Origin of the sequence: Pseudomonas fluorescens (assembly GCF_902497855.1) — a bacterium.
In the GTDB taxonomy this organism is placed as follows: domain Bacteria; phylum Pseudomonadota; class Gammaproteobacteria; order Pseudomonadales; family Pseudomonadaceae; genus Aquipseudomonas; species Aquipseudomonas fluorescens_BI.
Genome location: NZ_CABVHU010000004.1, coordinates 201,068 through 218,305 on the forward strand (window position 1 = coordinate 201,068; position 17,238 = coordinate 218,305).

Sequence of the window (17,238 nt, forward strand, 5' to 3'; positions counted from 1 at the left end):
GGGTCAAAAATGGAGGCGCAGGATGCCAGAAAGACCATTTAGTGGCGAGCGATGAGTCCGATGCCCAGGCACAATCCCCTGTAGGAGCTGGCTTGCCAGCGAAGAGGCCGGCACATCCAACATTGATATCGACTGACACGCCGCTATCGCGAGCAAGCCCGCTCCCACAGGGGGCCAGCGCTGTTTCCTCAGGCAAACGCCGCGAGCAAATCCTCCTCAAACGCCTTCTGCGCATCCCCCGGTACCTGCGCGCGATGGCGGGCCAGATGAAACGCCACCTCGAAACTCATGTCGCCACGGCGCACGCTCCTGAGCAAGCCCTTGTCCTCCCAGCTCCTGGCGAAGTGACTGGGCAGATACCCCACATGCTTGCCAGAGAGAATGAAGGCGAGGGTACCTTCGACCTGCTCCGAGCGCGCCGAACATAGCTTGCCCTGGAAAGGTTCGTCGCTGCGCAGGAAGCGGTAAGGGTGATCGACCGGGTCGCAGGCCTGGAGTGCCTGATCGTCCGGCGCATCATCCGTGAACAGCGGATGGCCGGGGGCGCAATACAAGTGTTGGGTTTCGGTGAACAGTTCGCGGTAGTCAAACGCGCTTTGCACCTGGGAGAAATAGCCGATCGCGAGGTCCAGCCGCTGTTGCAACAGCAAGCGCTCCATTTCGCCGGGCATCGCGCTGATCAATTCGATGCGTACCGATTCGTCCCGCTCGCGAAAGCGCCGGATGGCCCCGGCTACCCGCTGCAGCACCGATTGATCGAGCGCCTCGGACAGCCCCAGCCGTACTTCGCCGATCAGTCGACCCGCCACGCCGTTGGATTGATGGCGGAATGCTTCGATGGATTCGAACAACCCTCTTGTCGCCGTCAGCAGTCGTTCGCCCTTGGGCGTGACCTTGAATCCGCCCTTGCCGCGACTGCACAACCGATAGCCGAGCCGGGTTTCAAGCTTGGCCATTTGCTGGCTGATGCTCGACTGGCTCAAACCCAATTCACCCTGGGCCGCGCTGAAGCCGCCGCATTCGACCACGCTGACGAACAGCCGTAGCAGGTGCAGATCGAGATCGTGCAGTTGGCCGAGCATCAAACATTACTCCGGGATAAAGTCAGGTTAACAATCTTTATATTTTTCCAATGTATCCGACGCGGCATCCTGCAACCACTTCTTCCGGTCAGGTGTTCGTCATGGCTCCTCTATTAAGGCTGTGTTTACCGGCGCTGTTCCTCGCCATGGCCGTCCCGTTGCAGGCCGGGGACAAGGTCGTCAATCTGTACAGTTGGGCCGATTACGTGGCGCCGGAGACGCTGCAGCGGTTCGAGCAGGAAACCGGAATCCACGTGCGTTACGACACCTTCGATTCTTCCGAAGTCCTGGAAACGAAATTGCTCACCGGTGGCAGCGGATATGACGTGGTGGTGCCTTCGTCGAGTGTGCTGGCCCGTGGGCTGGCGGCCGGTGCGCTGAGGGAAATTCCCCACGAGGGCCTCAAGGGCTACGCCAATCTCGACCCGGACTTGCTGGAGAAACTCGCCGCCGTCGATCCCGGCAACCGTTATGGCGTGCCCTACACCTGGGGCACCCTGGGTCTGGGGATGAATGTCGAAGCGGTGAAACAACGCTTGCCGAATGTGCCGCTCGACAGCCTCGATCTGCTGTTCAAACCTGAGTACGCCAGCAAACTCAAGGATTGCGGCATTGCCATTCTCGATTCGCCCCAGGAAGTGTTTGGCCTGGCGTTGCATTACCTGGGTAAAGACCCCTACAGCACCGACAAGGCCGATCTGTCGGCCGCCGAGGCGTTGTTGCATCAGCTGCAGCCCAATGTGCTGTACGTCGCCACCGGTCGGCAGATCAGCGATCTGGCCAATGGCAGCGTCTGCCTGGCGTTGACCTACAACGGTGACGCCAGCATGGCCGCCGATCAGGCGCGCAAGGCCAGCAAACCGTTCGAGGTGGCGTACCGGATTCCGCAGGAGGGCACGCTGGTCTGGCAGGACAACCTGGCGATTCCCAAGGATGCGCCTCACCCCGAAGCCGCCCGTGCCTTTATCGAATTCATGTTGCGTCCGGAATCCGTCGCGGCGCTGACCAATACGCTGTTCTTCGCCACGGCGAACCAGGCGGCAACCCCGCTGGTGGATGAGGCGGTGCGCAGCGATCCGGATATTTACCCACTGGCCGACGTGCGACAACGGCTGTACGCGGACCGCAGCATGAGCCTCAAGGACATGCGCCAGCGCACTCGCCTGTGGACCACTTTCCGTAGCCGCCAATAATAAGGAGCCTTCAATGGACGTCCCTGTGCAGAACGATCAAGCCCTCACCCGTGACAGCCTTTACGGAACAGCCGCCGAAAGTACCTACGCCGGCATCACCAGTTTCATGCGTCGTCGCTACAGCCGCGACTTGCGCGGCGTCGACGTGGCGGTCAGCGGGGTGCCGTTCGACACGGCCACCAGCAACCGCCCCGGCGCACGTTTCGGACCGCGGGGCATTCGCGCTGCATCCACCGGGATTGCCTGGGAGCGCCACTGGCCATGGACGTTCGATCCGTTCGACCATCTGGCGGTGGTCGACTACGGTGATTGCGCCTTCGATTACGGCACGCCGCAGTCGGTGCCGGAAAGCATCGAGGCCCATGCCGAGCACATCCTCAACGCCGGCAGCGCGATGCTGACCTTTGGTGGCGATCATTTCATCACCTATCCGCTGCTCAAGGCCCATGCCCGCAAACATGGTGCGTTGTCGCTGATCCACTTCGATGCCCACAGCGATACCTGGCCGGACGAGGGCGGCAAGCGCGTCGATCACGGCACTATGTTCTGGCACGCAGCCAGGGAAGGCCTGGTCGATCCGTTGCGCTCGGTGCAGATCGGTTTGCGCACCACCAATGACGATCATCAGGGCTTCGCGGTACTGGATGCGCGACAAGTGCATCGGCGCGGGGTTGATGCGATTGTCGAGGCGATTCGGGCGCGGGTCGGGGATAACCCGGTGTACCTGACGTTCGACATCGACTGCCTCGACCCGGCTTTTGCCCCGGGTACGGGGACGCCGGTATGTGGCGGCTTGAGCACGGTGCAGGCGCTGGAAATCCTCGGCGGCCTGCGCGGGATCAATCTGGTGGGCATGGACGTGGTGGAAGTGGCGCCGGCGTACGACAGTGCGGATATCACGTCATTGGCGGCGGCGACCCTGGCGATGGAAATGCTGTGCCTCTATGCGGCCAGGCACAAGGTCGACAGGTAAAACACAACCCCCCTGTAGGAGCTGGCTTGCCAGCGAAGGCGGCACATTCAACACACATGCTGACTGACCCACCGCTTTCGCGAGCAAGCTCGCACACATGTTGATCTCCCACCTGTTGATCCGTATCAGGCCACTGGAATGATGGGCAAGTCCAGGGTTTCAGCCCCGGTAAACCGCGTCATCGATCCGGCAATGGATTCATGGGGCACGCCCATTGCCACGTCGCTGACCCCATCAAGCCGCGCCATCTGCTCAACACTCAATTGCACCTCCAGCGCTCCCAGCGTCGCATCCAGTTGCTCACGGGTCCGCGAACCCAGAATCGGAATCAGCGCGGTGGTCGAACGCCGGGCCTTTTCCCGCAGCCAGGCAATGGCCACATGCGTCGGGCTGGCTTGCAGTTGCGCGGCGACGTCCAGCAAGGCGTCGAGCAGGGCTGTTTCCCGGGCGCTTTTTTCGGCGTGAACCAGCATGCCGAGTTTAGCTGCGCGGTTGTCGCTATCATTGCTGCGGTACTTGCCGGTGAGAAACCCGCCACCCAGGGGCGACCATAACGTCGCGGCCAGGCCGAGGGCTTCGGCCATGGGCAGTTGTTCCCGTTCGGCGGTGCGTTCGGCAAGGCTGTACTCGACCTGAATGGCGGCAATCGGCGCAAAGCCGCGAACCTCGGCCAGCACGTCGGCCCGGGCGATGCGCCACGCCGGGAAGTTCGACAGCCCGGCGTAATGAATCTTGCCGGCGCGCACCAGATCGTCGAAACCCCGCAGGATCTCTTCCATGGGCGTTACGCCGTCGCTCATGTGCGCCCAGAACAGATCGATGTGATCGGTTTTCAGTCGAGTCAGACTTTCTTCCACGGCACGGATCATATTCTTGCGGTTGTTGCCGGTGTGGGAAATGCCCGCAGCCGGTGTAGTCCCCAAGGTGTATTTGGTGGCGATGACCAGACGCTCGCGTTCCGCGGCGATGAACTCGCTGAGCATAATTTCCGACTGCCCACCTTGATAACCATTGGCGGTGTCGATGAAATTGCCACCGGCTTGCAGATAGCCGTCGAAAATGCGCTTGGCTTCGTCACGTTCGGCGCCGTGCCCCCATCCCGTGCCGAAGTTACCGGCGCCCAGCGCCAGTTCCGAGACCCGCAAGCCGGTTTTGCGGCCAAATACTTTGTAATGCATGGGATGACTCCTGACAGGAAGGGCACTGGGCTGGATTTAGATGTCGTGCGATATTTGATCAATATGATGATCATAATATAATTCGTCAAGACCCTTTTTCATTCGCTCTCGTGCCTTTCAGGCATAACCTTGTGGAGCGAGCGAGTGGCGATTCGAGTTGCCCGCGAAGAAGCTGTCACATTCAACGAATGTATCGGCTGCCATGACGCCTTCGCGGGCAAGTCGGATCGCCGCACCGCCGCTCCCACAGGGATTATATGTCCGGCTGGAGATCTCCCTGCAGCGGACGTGGCATACTGCCGCGCATGAATCCAGACTCCCCCCTCAGCGCCTGGCAGCACGCCATTGAACACAAGGGCTTCGTCCAGGACGAGGCCCAGGAACATGCGGTCTGGGCCTTGCAGAAATGCTACGAAGCCCTGCATCAAGGGCGCACGCCGATCACCGGCGTCTACCTGTGGGGCCCGGTCGGGCGCGGCAAGACCTGGTTGATGGACAAGTTCTACCAGAGCCTGCAGGTTCCGGCCCGGCGCCAGCACTTTCATCACTTCATGGGCTGGGTGCATCAGCGCTCGTTCCAGCTGACCGGCACCGCCGACCCGTTGCAGGCACTGGCCCGTGAACTGAGCCAGGACGTGCGGGTGTTGTGCTTCGATGAGCTGTTCGTCAATGACATCGGTGATGCGATCATTCTCGGGCGCCTGTTCCAGGTGATGTTCGAGCAGGGCGTGGTGGTGGTCTGCACCTCCAACCAGCCGCCGGACCAGCTCTACGCGGATGGCTTCAACCGTGACCGGTTCATGCCTGCCATCGCGGCGATCAAGCAGCACATGCAGGTGATCGAGGTCAACGGCGGCGAAGACCATCGCCTGCACCCGGGCACAGGATTGCAACGTTATTGGGTCGCAACGCCTGGGCAGACCGCCGCCTTGGCGGACGTGTTCAAGGCCCTGACCGTCGGCCAGTCGCTATCCAGCGAGCCGATCAAGGTCGGCTACCGTGCTCTCGATGTGGTGCAGTCCAGTCAAACCGTGCTCTGGAGCCGTTACTCCGACCTCTGTGAGCAGCCCTTTGCCGCCATGGATTTCATGGCGCTGTGCGACACCTTCAAGGCTATTCTGTTGAGTGAAGTGCCCAACCTCAGCGCGCAGAAACGCGCCGGACGCATCGCCCGCGGTACCGAAGATGGCGTCGAGCGGGTGGCGGCGGGCGATCGCGAGTTGCCGCAATTGTCGGTGAATGATGACGGTGTGCGGCGTTTCATTGCCCTGGTGGACGAGTGCTACGACCGTAAAGTGCCGCTGTACCTCGAAGCGCAGGTACCGATGGAATCGCTCTATACCGAGGGTTATCTGGAGTTTCCGTTTCGCCGCACCCTCAGCCGCCTACAGGAAATGCAGTTGCAACGTTTCGCCGACGCTTGATATTTGCGAGGAGAAAATGAACCAGCCGCTGTCTCACCATTTACTGACCATGGCCTATCAGAATGCCTGGGCCAATCATCGACTTGCCGGGGCCTGGGGCCAGTTGAGTCCGGATGAACTGACGGCGCCCAGGGTCAGTTTCTTCCCCAGCCTGCGCGCGACGCTCAATCACATCCTGACCTGTGACTGGTTTTACGTGGATGCACTGGAGCGGGAATTGCGCGGCGATGACCCGCATCCCGATTGCAATGTGTTTTTCAAGCACGACGAGCCTTGTTCAACGGCCGCCGACCTCAAGCGCGAGCAAACCCTGGTGGACCGTCGGCTGATCGCCTACTGCGAGCAAATGCGTGACGCAGACCTCGGCAAGATCGTGACCATCGCCCGTGACACACCCCAACATGACAGCCGTTTGCGCCTGTTGTCGCATCTGTTCGAGCACCAGATTCATCATCGCGGGCAGGTGCATGCCATGCTCAGCGGCACCCCGGTCAAGCCGCCGCAACTGGACGAGTTTTTCTGTGCCGGTGAGACGGGGTTGCGGGCGGCGGATTTTGCCCAACTCGGGTGGACCGAGGCCTTGATCTGGGGGCATTAACGTCGAAAAATCGCAGCCTGCGGCCGGACGCGTCCTCCATGGATGGGGTGTACATCGGCCCTGTAGGAGCTGGCTTGCCAGCGAAAGCGGTGTGTCAGCCAACATCTCTGCCGAATGTGCCGACGCCTTCGCCAGCAAGCCGGCTCCTACACGGGACCGTTGGCGTTCACCGACCTGGCGTGCGCTGAAAATCCCCTGTAGGAGCTGGCTTGCCAGCGAAAGCGGTGTGTCAGCCAACATCTCTGCCGAATGTGCCGACGCCTTCGCCAGCAAGCCGGCTCCTACACGGGACCGTTGGCGTTCACCGACCTGGCGTGCGCTGAAAATCCCCTGTAGGAGCTGGCTTGCCAGCGAAAGCGGTGTGTCAGCCAACATCTCTGCCGAATGTGCCGACGCCTTCGCCAGCAAGCCGGCTCCTACACGGGACCGTTGGCGTTCACCGACCTGGCGTGCGCTGAAAATCCCCTGTAGGAGCTGGCTTGCCAGCGAAGGCGGTCCGTGAGCCAACACCTCTGCCGAATGTACCGCCGTCTTCGCCAGCAAGCCGGCTCCTACACAGCGGATCGGTCATTTCGGCTTGTAGGACTCGGTCACTTGCGCGGTCTGATCGTCCGGGACCCGGAACTGCGAACCTGTGTGCTCCTGGGCCTGCTGCTGACTGAGCCGCAGGCTGTCGTAGTAATACCGCATCCGTTCTGCCCCACCTTCGGCCAGTGCGGTGGCCGAGACGAACGTCATCAGGCCGGCGATGATCAGGGGTGTACGTTTCATGGTGTGCCTCCCATCAGGAATTAGGGTGCCTTTCGTCCATGCTCCAATGCAATGTCGAAGGTCCATTATCTGCCGATTCCGTTAAGCGGGCGTTAAAACGCTAGAGCTTCCAGTCCAGGCTCAGGGTGACCGTGCGCGGGTCACCCCAGAACACGCCGTTGTAGAAGCCGACGTTGTCGTAATACTTTTCGTCGAACAGGTTATCGACATTCAGCGAAGCGGACAGATGCCGGTCGAACTCATAGCGCGACATCAGTCTGACGACGGAATAAGCCTCCTGGCGGATGTTCGCGCTTGCGGTGATCACCTCACCGTCGGCGTCGCGTCCGATCGGGCGACTGGCGGCGCGGTACACGTCGCTCTGCCAGTTCACCGCGCCGCCCACGGTCAGTGCCTGCCAGTCGCCGGGCAGGCGATAGGCTGTGGACAGGCGCAGCATATTCAGTGGCTGGTTGGTGTTGGCGCGTTGCTTTTCGCCATTGGCCGAATGGGTGTAGGTGTAGCCGGCCGTCATGTTCCAGCCGGCCATGACCTCGCCCGAAACCTCGGCTTCGAAGCCCTGGACCTTGTTGCCTTTCCCGCCTGACTTGAAGAACTCCTCGCCGGTCACCGGGTCCGGGGGCACCGAATCGTCAAGCTCCGCGACGTTGTCCTGTTTGCTCCAGAACAGCGCGGTGGCCAGGTTCAGGCGCTCTTCCAGGAGGCTGCCCTTGAGCCCCAACTCATAGTTGCTGCCCACCACCGGTTCGAGGTATTTGCGGTTGCTGTCGCGATTGGACTGCGGTTTGAAAATGTCGGTGTAGCTGACGTACACGGTGTATTCGGGTGTGAGGTCGTAAAGCAGCCCGGCGTAAGGCGTCCAGATGTCGTTGTGTTGCTGGCGGGTGGCATCGACGCTTTCCAGCTGCAGGTTATCGTCATAGCTGTTGGTCTTGCTCGAGGCTTTCCAGCTGCCATAACGACTCCCGAGCACCGCGTGCAGCTCATCCGTCAGGCTCAGACGAGTGGCCAGATAACCGGCTTTCTGGCGGGTACTGTCTTTTGATCCTGTAAGGCCGGTGACGGTATCGGGATACTTGGCGATGTTGCCCATGTATTTCCAGTCGGGAATGTTCAAGTAGTCCGGCGGCAGTGCGCCTTGGACCAGGTAGGGGCTTTCTTCACTGCGCTCGGCTTCGCCATACCCGAGCATCATTTCGTGTTCCCGTCCGAACAGCGAGTAGGGCCCCGCCACGTTGAAGTCATAAGCCTTCATCTTCTGCGTCCCGAGCATGTGGCCCAGGTAGGCGGTCATGCCGCTGCGGTCCTCGTTCGGGAAGCCGCCACCACCGTAATACAACTTGCCGTCGGTATCGCTTTCGCGGTGGGTGTAGGCCGCTTTGAAATGCCAGCCGGCGCCCAGTTGTTGCTCCAGCGTGGCGAATGCTGTCTTGTCCTTGATCGGCCAGGAACTCCAGGACGTGGCCATATTGGTGGAGCGTCCCAGGTTCGCTTTGCCACCGTCGGAATTCCAGTACGGCAAGGTGCCATAGGAGGAGCCCTGCACGTGTTTATTCTGATAGTCGTAACCCACGGCCAGCACGGTGTCGTCGGTCAAATCGGCTTCGAGAATGCCGTAACCGACTTCCCGTTGTTGCTGATACTTGTCACGGAACGAGTCGGCATCGCGATAGGCCAGCACGCCGCGACCCCGCAGGCGGCCGTCAAGGGCCAGCGGGCCGCCGACATCCAGGTAACTGTAATAGTCGTCATAACTGCCACCGCTGACACCGGTCTGGACTTGCCACTGCGCTGTCGGTCGCTTGCGCACCATGTTGATGGTGGCCGACGGGTCGCCCGCACCCGTGGTCAGGCCGGTCGCACCGCGAACCACTTCGATGCGGTCGTAGATGATGGTGTCCGAGTCGGATTTCATGTAGCTGAAGGTATTGAGCATGCCATCGACCTGGAAATTGCTGATCGTATAGCCGCGGGAGGAATAGCTGACCCGGTCCGAGTCGTTGTGCTGGACCACTATGCCTGTGGTCTGGCCCATGGCTTCGGACAGCGAGCCGAGCTTGAAGTCGTCCATCTGCTGACGGGTGACCACGGACACCGATTGCGGCGTTTCCTTGATCGACAGGTTCAGGCGGGTGGCGGTGCTCATGGCGCCGGTGGTGTAGGACTCGGTGTTTTCGGTGGTGCTGGCCAACCCCATGGCGGTCACATTGGTGGCGCCCAGTTCAAGGGCGCTGCCGGATTCTGGATCAGAACCGGTTTCAGCCAGCAGATCAGGGCACAGGGCGGCACTGCAAAGGCCCAGGGTAAAGGTCATGGAACGGGTGATAGGCGCGAACATCGCAGCCGACTCCTTGTCTTCGAGGGAAAAATTCCGTTTGCTCAAAGACGAAGGGGAGAGCGGGGATTTAGCTTTAAACGAGAATAATTATTATCTTTGCGATGTTGCTGTCAGATTAATCCCTGGTCAGGGCGCTGCGATGGATTCTTTGTAGGAGCGAGCTTGCTCGCGATGGATGTTAACGATGACGCGTTTTAACTGACTGAACGCGGTGCTCTTGAATCCATCGCGAGCAAGCTCGCTCCTACAGGGGATCTACTTCTGGACAAGCTCCGGGGCAGGTGGCAATGCCTTTGGTTTCATCAGGCTGAAGTCGATCAGCGGCCGCTGCTGGCGCTCGTAGGGGTTGCCGATCATCAAGGGCCGGGGCTTGAAGCTGTCGCTGACCAGGCTCTTGCTGCGATCGAGTTCATCGAAGCTGAGCCCTGCGAGATCGGCCCAGGTATGAATCAGGTGCGAGCTGCTGTACGGCCGCCCCAGATCGCCGGCAAAGCTCCAGTCATGGGTTTCGCGCCATTTAGGCGAGGCCCAGGCCATGAACGGGATGGTGTACATCGGCGCCGTCGGCTTGCTTTCGTTGCGTCCCAGGGTGCTATGGCCAGGGGAGTCGAACACATCTTCCCCATGGTCGGAAAGGTACAGCAGGAACCCGTTCGGATCGGATTTGGCGAAGTCCTTGATCAGGCTCGAGACCACAAAGTCGTTGTACAGCACCGCATTGTCGTAGCTGTTGTAGGTCGGCAACTGATCGTCGCGCACGCCTGGCGGAACACCCTGGCGGTCCTTGAACTTGTCGAAGGTCGATGGATAGCGGTATTGATAGCTCATGTGCGTGCCGAGCAGGTGCACGACGATCAGCTTGCGCGGCGCGGCGTCTGTCAGGGCCTTGTTGAACGGCGCGATCACATCGCCATCGTACTGGGCGGCGTTCTGATTGCGGTTGTTGTTCAGGTACACCTGCTCGTCGGCCTGCTGGGAGAAGGTCGTCAACATGGTGTTGCGCTTGGTCATGGTCTGCTGGTTGGTGATCCAGAAGGTCTTGTAGCCCGCCTGTTTCATCATGCTCACCAGCGACGGGGTCGACAGGTACAGGTCCGGGTTGTCTTCGTCGGCGAAGGTCAGCACCTGTTGCAACGCCTCGATGGTGTACGGGCGCGGAGTGATTACGTTATCGAAAACCGCCAGCTCATCCTTTAGCTTGTCCAGCTCCGGCGTGGTGTCCCGAGGGTAGCCGTACAGGCTCATGCGCTGACGGTTGGTGGATTCACCGATCACCAGCACCAGGGTTGACGGCTGATTGGCCGCCGAGTCCTTGAGATTGTGCAATGGCGGGATCTTGCTCGCGCTGGTGAGCATGTCCTGCATGCCGGCCAGCGTGTCGAGGTAGCGGTGATAAGCCACGGCCATCTGCCAGGGCACGGCAGGCTCGATGCGGGTCTCGAATTTCTCGAAACCACTCGCCAGGCTGCCGGTGCGGACGGTGTGTTTGATCAGCGGATAACCGATCACCGCCACCAGAATGGCCGTTGCCGCGACCAGCGCCTGTCCGCGGGGCATGTACACCGGACGCAAACGCGTCCACAGGAACCAGGCGAACAGCGTGTGGGCGAGGAAGGCCGCCACCATCCACCAGGCAAAGTACTGGGTCATGTACTCGCCCGCTTCAGAGGTGTTCGACTCGAACATGATGAAGATGACGCTTTGGGAGAATTCCTGCTGGTAAATGAAGAAGTAGCCGAGGCTCGCCATGGAGCAGGCCCACAGCACCACGCCGATCAGCGCGGCCAATACCCGGGTCTGTCTGGGGAACAGCAGCATCGGCGCCAGCCAGATGGCGCTCATGATAAAGGCCTGGCGGAACCCGGTGAAACCGGAGGTGCCCGTCAGCTGGATCAGTAGCTGGGTAATGCCGGAAAAATACCAGAAGAACAGAAACAGCCAGAGAAGTCCTGCCCAATCAAAACCTTTCGCAGACGTGGTGCTGCGTTTAAACAAAGCCATTCATCGCTCCAACCTGAAATCACTGCCTTCGCCGAGACGTGAATATCACCGACGAACGGGGGGCGCGCGGATACCGAGCGGCCACAATGAGCCGGAGTATCGACAGGTGTGTGTGAAAAAATTGTGATTGCCGCAGTCAGGGCAGCATGGGGGCGTATTGGAAGCAGCAGAAGGCCGCTTCCGGTTCAAGCAAAAGGATCAGGCGTGGGGAGCACGCTGTGTGACGGGCCAGGACTGAGCCTGGGCATCTTGTGTCAGCAAGCGCAGCTGCGCGACTTCCTGCCTCAACTGGTCGCGCTCGTCTTTCAACTGGCGCAATTCATCGCGACGGATTGTGACGTAAAGGGTTTGTGCTGGCCGTGCTGCTAGTAATGTGCCCATTGCTCACCTCGCAAATGGCTGATTCAACTGTAAATCCGCTCCGACGTCGGATGCTGACTTACTATCGGCGCCGATTTTGATTTCTTTTGCACAAGAATGGAACTTTTTTATTTTTCATGGTCGTTGTGTCTTCGGCACGATTTCTGACGTTATGAGTCTGGATCGGGCACAATGCCCGGAAACTTCGTCCCGCCGCTCTGGACTAACCCACATTAGTCGCGTTGGGCTATAACCTTTGACACACTTTATTTGTAGTAGGGAGCATCAGAACATGCAACTCGGGATTATCGGACTGGGCCGCATGGGCGGCAATATTGCACGGCGCCTGATGCTCAACGGGCACACCACCGTTGTTTACGACCGCAATACCGCCTTCGTCGAAAACCTGAGCGAAGCGGGCGCCACCGGCGTTGCCGACCTCCCAGCCCTGGTTGCCGGCCTGGCCAGGCCACGGGCGGTCTGGGTCATGTTGCCGGCCGGCGCACCGACCGAAGACACCATCGACACCCTGAGCACGTTGCTCGAATCCGGCGACACCATCATCGACGGCGGCAACACCTTCTATAAGGACGACATCCGCCGGGCGAAAACCCTGTCGGAAAAAGGCCTGCACTACATCGACGTCGGCACCTCGGGCGGCGTCTGGGGCCTGGAGCGCGGGTACTGCATGATGATCGGTGGCGATGCCGAGACCGTTAAACGTCTCGATCCGCTGTTCGAAAGCCTGGCACCGGGCCTGGGCGACATTCCGCGTACCAAGGATCGCAAGTCTGATGACGATCGTGCCGAACGGGGTTATATCCACGCGGGTCCCGCAGGTTCCGGGCATTTCGTGAAGATGATCCACAACGGCATCGAATACGGCATGATGCAGGCCTTCGCCGAAGGCTTCGACATCCTCAAGACCAAGGCCAGCACCAACCTGCCGGAAGACCAGCGTTTCGACCTGAACGTCGCCGACATCGCCGAAGTCTGGCGCCGTGGCAGCGTTGTCTCGTCCTGGCTGCTCGACCTGACCGCCGACGCATTGGCCAGCGATCCGAAGCTCGACGGGTACTCGGGCTCGGTGGCGGACAGCGGCGAAGGTCGCTGGACCATCGAAGCCGCCATGGAGCAATCGGTGCCCGTGCCGGTGCTGTCGAACTCGCTGTTCTCCCGCTACCGTTCGCGCGGGCAAGGCACCTTTGGCGACAAGATTCTCTCGGCCCAGCGCTTCGGCTTCGGCGGCCATGTGGAGACTGCGAAAAAATGACCCGCCTGATCCGCAATAAATCCAAGGCAGAACCCGCACCACCGACCACGCTGTTCCTGTTCGGTGCCCATGGTGACCTGGTCAAGCGTCTGCTGATGCCGGCGCTGTACAACCTGAGCCGTGACGGTCTGCTTGGGGATGGATTGCGGATCATCGGCGTCGACCACAACGCCATCAGCGATGAGGGCTTCGCGAAAAAACTCGAAGACTTCATTCGCGCCGAAGTGGCCTCCAAGGTCGGCAAAGGCGATCAAGCCCTTGATCCGGTGTTGTGGGCCAAACTGGCCAAAGGCATCAGCTACGTCCAGGGCGACTTTCTGGACGACAGCACCTATCAAGCGTTGGCGGCGAAAATCGCCGACAGCGGCACTGGCAACGCGGTGTTCTACCTGGCCACCGCGCCGCGTTTTTTCAGTGAGGTGGTGCGTCGACTTGGCGCCGCCGGTTTGCTGCAAGAAACGCCTGAAGCGTTCAGGAGGGTGGTGATCGAAAAACCGTTCGGCTCCGATCTGCCTACCGCCGAAGCCTTGAACGCTTGCCTGCTCAAGGTTATGTCGGAAAACCAGATCTACCGGATCGATCACTACCTGGGCAAGGAAACCGTACAGAACATTCTGATCAGCCGGTTTTCCAACAGCCTGTTCGAAGCGTTCTGGAACAATCATTACATCGACCACGTGCAGATCACCGCCGCCGAGACCGTCGGCGTGGAAACCCGTGGCAGTTTTTATGAGCACACCGGCGCCCTGCGGGACATGGTGCCCAATCACCTGTTCCAGTTGTTGGCAATGGTGGCCATGGAGCCACCGGCAGCCTTTGGCGCCGATGCGGTTCGCGGCGAGAAAGCCAAGGTGGTCGGGGCGATTCGCCCCTGGTCGGTCGAGGAGGCGCGGGCCAACTCGGTGCGCGGCCAATATGCGCCCGGTGAAATCGACGGCAAGCCGTTGCCGGGGTATCGCCAGGAAAACAACGTGGCACAAGACAGCAACACCGAAACCTACGTGGCCCTCAAGGTCATGATCGACAACTGGCGCTGGGTCGGCGTGCCGTTCTACCTGCGCACCGGCAAGCGCATGAGCGTGCGCGACACCGAGATCGTCATCTGTTTCAAGCCGGCGCCGTACGCGCAGTTCCGCGATACCGAGGTCGATGAGTTGCAGCCGACCTATCTGCGGATCCAGATCCAGCCCAACGAAGGCATGTGGTTCGACCTGCTGGCCAAAAGGCCTGGGCCTGCGCTGAAGATGGCCAATATCGAATTGGGGTTTGCCTACAAGGATTTCTTCGAAATGCAGCCGTCCACCGGCTACGAGACCTTGATCTACGATTGCCTGACGGGCGATCAGACGCTGTTCCAGCGCGCCGACAACATCGAGAATGGCTGGCGCGCCGTGCAGCCGTTCCTCGATGCCTGGCAGCAGGACGCGAGCGTGCAGAGCTACGCGGCCGGTGAAGACGGGCCGCAGGCCGCAGAAGATCTGCTGACCCGCGACGGTCGCGTCTGGCACGGCCTGGGATGAGTGAGCCGACGCAACAGCCCATTCGTTTTCTGCTCAGTGACATGGATGGCACCTTGCTGCTGCCCGATCACAGCCTCAGCCAGCGCACGATCGAAGCGGTCCGTTCGTTGCGCGAGGCGGGCGTGCTGTTCAGCCTGGCCACCGGCCGTCCACCCAAAGCCATGCTGCAGCAGATCGAAGCCCTGGGTGTCGATCTGCCGACGGCGGCGTTCAATGGCGGCACCCTGGTCAACCCCGACGGTAGCATTCTGGTCGCGCATTACTTGCCGGCCACGGCCGCGCTGACCACCTTGACGCTGTTTGCCGATCTGCCGGATATCGAAGTCTGGGTGTTCAGCGGCGGCGACTGGCTGGTGAAAGACCCGTCCGGGCCCATGGTGCCGCGCGAGCAGCATGGCCTGGGGTATCCGCCGGTGGTGGTGGAAAGTTTCGAGCCGTATCTGGAGCAGATCGACAAGATTGTCGCGGCCAGTCACAACACTGGACTGTTGATCGAACTGGAAGCGCAACTGCTGCCCAAGGTTGAGGACCAGGCGCAAGTCTCGCGCTCGCAGCCGGTGTACCTGGACGTGACTGCGATGAAAGCGAACAAGGGCGAGGCGCTGGCGACATTGGCCGCGTATCTGGGTGTGCCGCTGGCGCAGACGGCAGCCTTGGGCGATGGCGGAAACGACCCGGCGATGTTTCATCGCGCGGGATTGTCGATCGCCATGGGGCAGGCGGAAGAGGCGGTGCAGCGCCAGGCGCATGTGATCACGGGCAGCAACACCGATGATGGCGCGGCGCAGGCGATCGAGCGCTACATACTCCCGCGCTGACGACACCAAACCCTGTGGGAGCGGGCTTGCTCCGGGCGGCGTTCCGACGAAGGCGGTGTGTCAGGCGATATGGGTGTTGAATGTGCCGCCATCTTCGCGAGCAAGCCCGCTCCCACATTTTTAATCGGTGTTACAGCCAGTAACTCACGGCATACCAGCCAAGCAGCCCCATCACCACCGTATACGGCAACGCCATCCACACCATCCGCCCATACGACAGGCGAATCAACGGTGCAATCGCCGACGTCAGCAGAAACAGAAACGCCGCCTGACCGTTGGGCGTCGCTACGCTCGGCAGGTTGGTGCCGGTGTTGATCGCGATCGCCAATGCCTCGAAATGCTCGCGGCTCATGTGGCCGGAGAGGAAGGCCCGTTTCACTTCGGTGATGTAAATGGTCGCGACGAACACGTTGTCGCTGATGGCCGACAGCAAGCCGTTGGCAATGAACAGCATGCCCGGCTGTTGCTCCGCCGGCAGTGCCAGCACCCACTGGATCAGCGGCGTGAACAGTTGCTGATCGTGAATCACCGCCACCACCGCGAAGAACACCACCAGCAGCGCCGTGAACGGCATGGCGTCCCTGAACGCGTTGCCGATGCGGTGCTCGTCGGTGATGCCGGTGAATGAGGTGATCAGCACAATCACCATCAGACCGATCAGGCCGACCTCGGCGATGTGAAACCCCAGCCCCGCAATCAGGATCAACGCCGCCAGCCCCTGCACGATCAGTGCGGCACGTTGGCGTGCGGTGCGTGCGGCGTTGTCTTCGGCGGCGTAGTTGGCCAGCACCGAACGCACGTTGTCCGGCAGCAGCGTGCCATAACCGAACCAGCGCAATTTCTCCAGCAACACGCAGGTCACCAGGCCCGCCACCAGTACCGGCAACGAGACCGGGGCGATTTTCAGGAAAAATTCGGCGAAGTGCCACCCCATCTCATGGCCGATCAGCAGGTTCTGCGGCTCACCGACCAAGGTGCATACGCCACCCAGCGCTGTACCCACGGCGCCGTGCATCAGCAGGCTGCGCAGAAATGCGCGGAATTGTTCCAGGTCAGCGTGATGCAGCTTGGGCAGATTCTGGTCGTTACCGATCGGGGTGTCTTGCCGCGGATCGTCGCCCGAGGCAACGCGGTGATACACCGAGTAGAAGCCCACCGCCGCACTGATGATCACGGCCGTCACGGTCAGGGCATCGAGAAACGCCGACAGAAACGCCGACAGAAAGCAGAACATCAGCGCCAGCATGGTTTTGGAGCGGACCCCGAGCAGCAGTCGCGAAAACAGGAACAACAACAGGTCTTTCATGAAGTAGATGCCGGCCACCATGAACATCAGCAGCAGGATCACCGGGAAGTTGTGCACCAGTTCGTCATAGAGTGCCTGGGGCGTGGTCATCTTCAACAGCAGGGCTTCAACCAGCAGCAGTCCGCCGGGCATCAACGGATAACACTTGAGTGCCATGGCCAGGGTGAAAATGAACTCCAGCACCAGCAGCCAGCCCGCTGCCACCGGGCCGACCGTCCACAACACCAGGGCGTTGAGGATCAGGAAGCCGACAATGCTGGCCTTGTACCAGCGGGGGGAATGCCCAAGAAAATTGTGCGCGAACGCCTGGGCCATTGAGCCGGACATTGGCTACTCCTTGTATTAAGAAGCGCGCAAGTTGCCGTAAGTGCCAGGGAAGATCAAGTGTAGGAAAAATCCTTTG

The 17,238-nt window shown here is 60.7% G+C and carries 15 protein-coding genes; 8 read left to right on the top strand and 7 right to left on the bottom strand.

From position 1 onward, the window contains the following. Positions 1-188: 188 nt before the first annotated feature. Positions 189-1,082, bottom strand: coding sequence for a LysR family transcriptional regulator (locus tag F8N96_RS10775; protein WP_150797782.1), 894 nt, complete (start codon positions 1,080-1,082; stop codon positions 189-191). A 101-nt stretch (positions 1,083-1,183) separates the two neighbouring features. Here F8N96_RS10775 and F8N96_RS10780 point away from each other — a divergent pair, with 101 nt between their 5' ends. Then, entirely contained in the window at positions 1,184-2,275 is a 1,092-nt protein-coding gene (locus tag F8N96_RS10780) for a polyamine ABC transporter substrate-binding protein (RefSeq protein WP_150797783.1), read from the top strand. A gap of 13 nt (positions 2,276-2,288) precedes the next feature. Beyond that, complete coding sequence (speB, locus tag F8N96_RS10785) at positions 2,289-3,248, top strand: agmatinase (RefSeq protein ID WP_150797784.1); 960 nt, start codon at positions 2,289-2,291, stop codon at positions 3,246-3,248. A 125-nt stretch (positions 3,249-3,373) separates the two neighbouring features. On the opposite strand, the gene F8N96_RS10795 is transcribed toward speB, so the two are convergent. Beyond that, positions 3,374-4,426 (bottom strand): aldo/keto reductase, encoded by a 1,053-nt coding sequence (locus F8N96_RS10795; RefSeq protein WP_150797785.1) that lies wholly within the window; start codon positions 4,424-4,426, stop codon positions 3,374-3,376. 305 nt (positions 4,427-4,731) lie between these two features. Here F8N96_RS10795 and zapE point away from each other — a divergent pair, with 305 nt between their 5' ends. From zapE to F8N96_RS10810, 3 genes are all read left to right on the top strand, one after another. After that, on the top strand, positions 4,732-5,850 hold the full coding sequence (gene zapE, locus F8N96_RS10800; protein ID WP_150797786.1) for a cell division protein ZapE: 1,119 nt from the start codon (positions 4,732-4,734) through the stop codon (positions 5,848-5,850). 16 nt (positions 5,851-5,866) lie between these two features. Beyond that, positions 5,867-6,448 (top strand): DinB family protein, encoded by a 582-nt coding sequence (locus F8N96_RS10805; protein WP_150797787.1) that lies wholly within the window; start codon positions 5,867-5,869, stop codon positions 6,446-6,448. Positions 6,449-6,539: 91 nt separating this feature from the next. Next, a complete protein-coding gene (locus F8N96_RS10810; RefSeq protein WP_150797788.1) occupies positions 6,540-6,950 on the top strand; it encodes a hypothetical protein in 411 nt (136 codons plus the stop codon). A gap of 65 nt (positions 6,951-7,015) precedes the next feature. On the opposite strand, the gene F8N96_RS10815 is transcribed toward F8N96_RS10810, so the two are convergent. The 4 genes from F8N96_RS10815 to F8N96_RS10830 form a co-directional block, all read right to left on the bottom strand. Further along, positions 7,016-7,219, bottom strand: a complete 204-nt coding sequence (locus F8N96_RS10815; RefSeq protein WP_150797789.1) for a hypothetical protein — start codon at positions 7,217-7,219, stop codon at positions 7,016-7,018. A gap of 100 nt (positions 7,220-7,319) precedes the next feature. Beyond that, positions 7,320-9,557, bottom strand: a complete 2,238-nt coding sequence (locus tag F8N96_RS10820; protein ID WP_150797790.1) for a TonB-dependent siderophore receptor — start codon at positions 9,555-9,557, stop codon at positions 7,320-7,322. Positions 9,558-9,812: 255 nt separating this feature from the next. After that, the gene (locus tag F8N96_RS10825) at positions 9,813-11,558 is read right to left on the bottom strand and encodes a phosphoethanolamine transferase CptA (protein ID WP_150797791.1); all 1,746 of its coding nucleotides are present in this window, start codon (positions 11,556-11,558) and stop codon (positions 9,813-9,815) included. A 198-nt stretch (positions 11,559-11,756) separates the two neighbouring features. Next, the gene (locus F8N96_RS10830) at positions 11,757-11,939 is read right to left on the bottom strand and encodes a DUF6026 family protein (RefSeq protein ID WP_128869788.1); all 183 of its coding nucleotides are present in this window, start codon (positions 11,937-11,939) and stop codon (positions 11,757-11,759) included. A 247-nt stretch (positions 11,940-12,186) separates the two neighbouring features. On the opposite strand from F8N96_RS10830, the gene gnd reads away from it, so the two are divergent. The 3 genes from gnd to F8N96_RS10845 are packed head-to-tail and all read left to right on the top strand — an operon-like array spanning position 12,187 to position 15,529. After that, on the top strand, positions 12,187-13,191 hold the full coding sequence (gnd, locus tag F8N96_RS10835) for a phosphogluconate dehydrogenase (NAD(+)-dependent, decarboxylating) (RefSeq protein ID WP_263596452.1): 1,005 nt from the start codon (positions 12,187-12,189) through the stop codon (positions 13,189-13,191). Continuing rightward, positions 13,188-14,711 (top strand): glucose-6-phosphate dehydrogenase, encoded by a 1,524-nt coding sequence (gene zwf, locus F8N96_RS10840; protein WP_150797793.1) that lies wholly within the window; start codon positions 13,188-13,190, stop codon positions 14,709-14,711. Before gnd ends, zwf begins: the two co-directional genes overlap by 4 nt. After that, on the top strand, positions 14,708-15,529 hold the full coding sequence (locus F8N96_RS10845) for an HAD family hydrolase (protein WP_150797794.1): 822 nt from the start codon (positions 14,708-14,710) through the stop codon (positions 15,527-15,529). Before zwf ends, F8N96_RS10845 begins: the two co-directional genes overlap by 4 nt. A 130-nt stretch (positions 15,530-15,659) precedes the next feature. Here F8N96_RS10845 and nhaB read toward each other — a convergent pair whose 3' ends face one another. Continuing rightward, positions 15,660-17,162: a sodium/proton antiporter NhaB gene (nhaB, locus tag F8N96_RS10850; RefSeq protein WP_150797795.1), complete on the bottom strand. Its 1,503-nt coding sequence runs from the start codon at positions 17,160-17,162 to the stop codon at positions 15,660-15,662. Positions 17,163-17,238 lie beyond the last annotated feature (76 nt).

Coding starts and splice junctions, on each gene's coding strand:
- F8N96_RS10775 (WP_150797782.1), bottom strand. CDS start 1,082: ATGCTCGGCCAACTGCACGATCTCGATCTGCACCTGCTACGGCTGTTC.
- F8N96_RS10780 (WP_150797783.1), top strand. CDS start 1,184: ATGGCTCCTCTATTAAGGCTGTGTTTACCGGCGCTGTTCCTCGCCATG.
- speB (WP_150797784.1), top strand. CDS start 2,289: ATGGACGTCCCTGTGCAGAACGATCAAGCCCTCACCCGTGACAGCCTT.
- F8N96_RS10795 (WP_150797785.1), bottom strand. CDS start 4,426: ATGCATTACAAAGTATTTGGCCGCAAAACCGGCTTGCGGGTCTCGGAA.
- zapE (WP_150797786.1), top strand. CDS start 4,732: ATGAATCCAGACTCCCCCCTCAGCGCCTGGCAGCACGCCATTGAACAC.
- F8N96_RS10805 (WP_150797787.1), top strand. CDS start 5,867: ATGAACCAGCCGCTGTCTCACCATTTACTGACCATGGCCTATCAGAAT.
- F8N96_RS10815 (WP_150797789.1), bottom strand. CDS start 7,219: ATGAAACGTACACCCCTGATCATCGCCGGCCTGATGACGTTCGTCTCG.
- F8N96_RS10820 (WP_150797790.1), bottom strand. CDS start 9,557: ATGTTCGCGCCTATCACCCGTTCCATGACCTTTACCCTGGGCCTTTGC.
- F8N96_RS10825 (WP_150797791.1), bottom strand. CDS start 11,558: ATGGCTTTGTTTAAACGCAGCACCACGTCTGCGAAAGGTTTTGATTGG.
- F8N96_RS10830 (WP_128869788.1), bottom strand. CDS start 11,939: ATGGGCACATTACTAGCAGCACGGCCAGCACAAACCCTTTACGTCACA.
- zwf (WP_150797793.1), top strand. CDS start 13,188: ATGACCCGCCTGATCCGCAATAAATCCAAGGCAGAACCCGCACCACCG.
- F8N96_RS10845 (WP_150797794.1), top strand. CDS start 14,708: ATGAGTGAGCCGACGCAACAGCCCATTCGTTTTCTGCTCAGTGACATG.
- nhaB (WP_150797795.1), bottom strand. CDS start 17,162: ATGTCCGGCTCAATGGCCCAGGCGTTCGCGCACAATTTTCTTGGGCAT.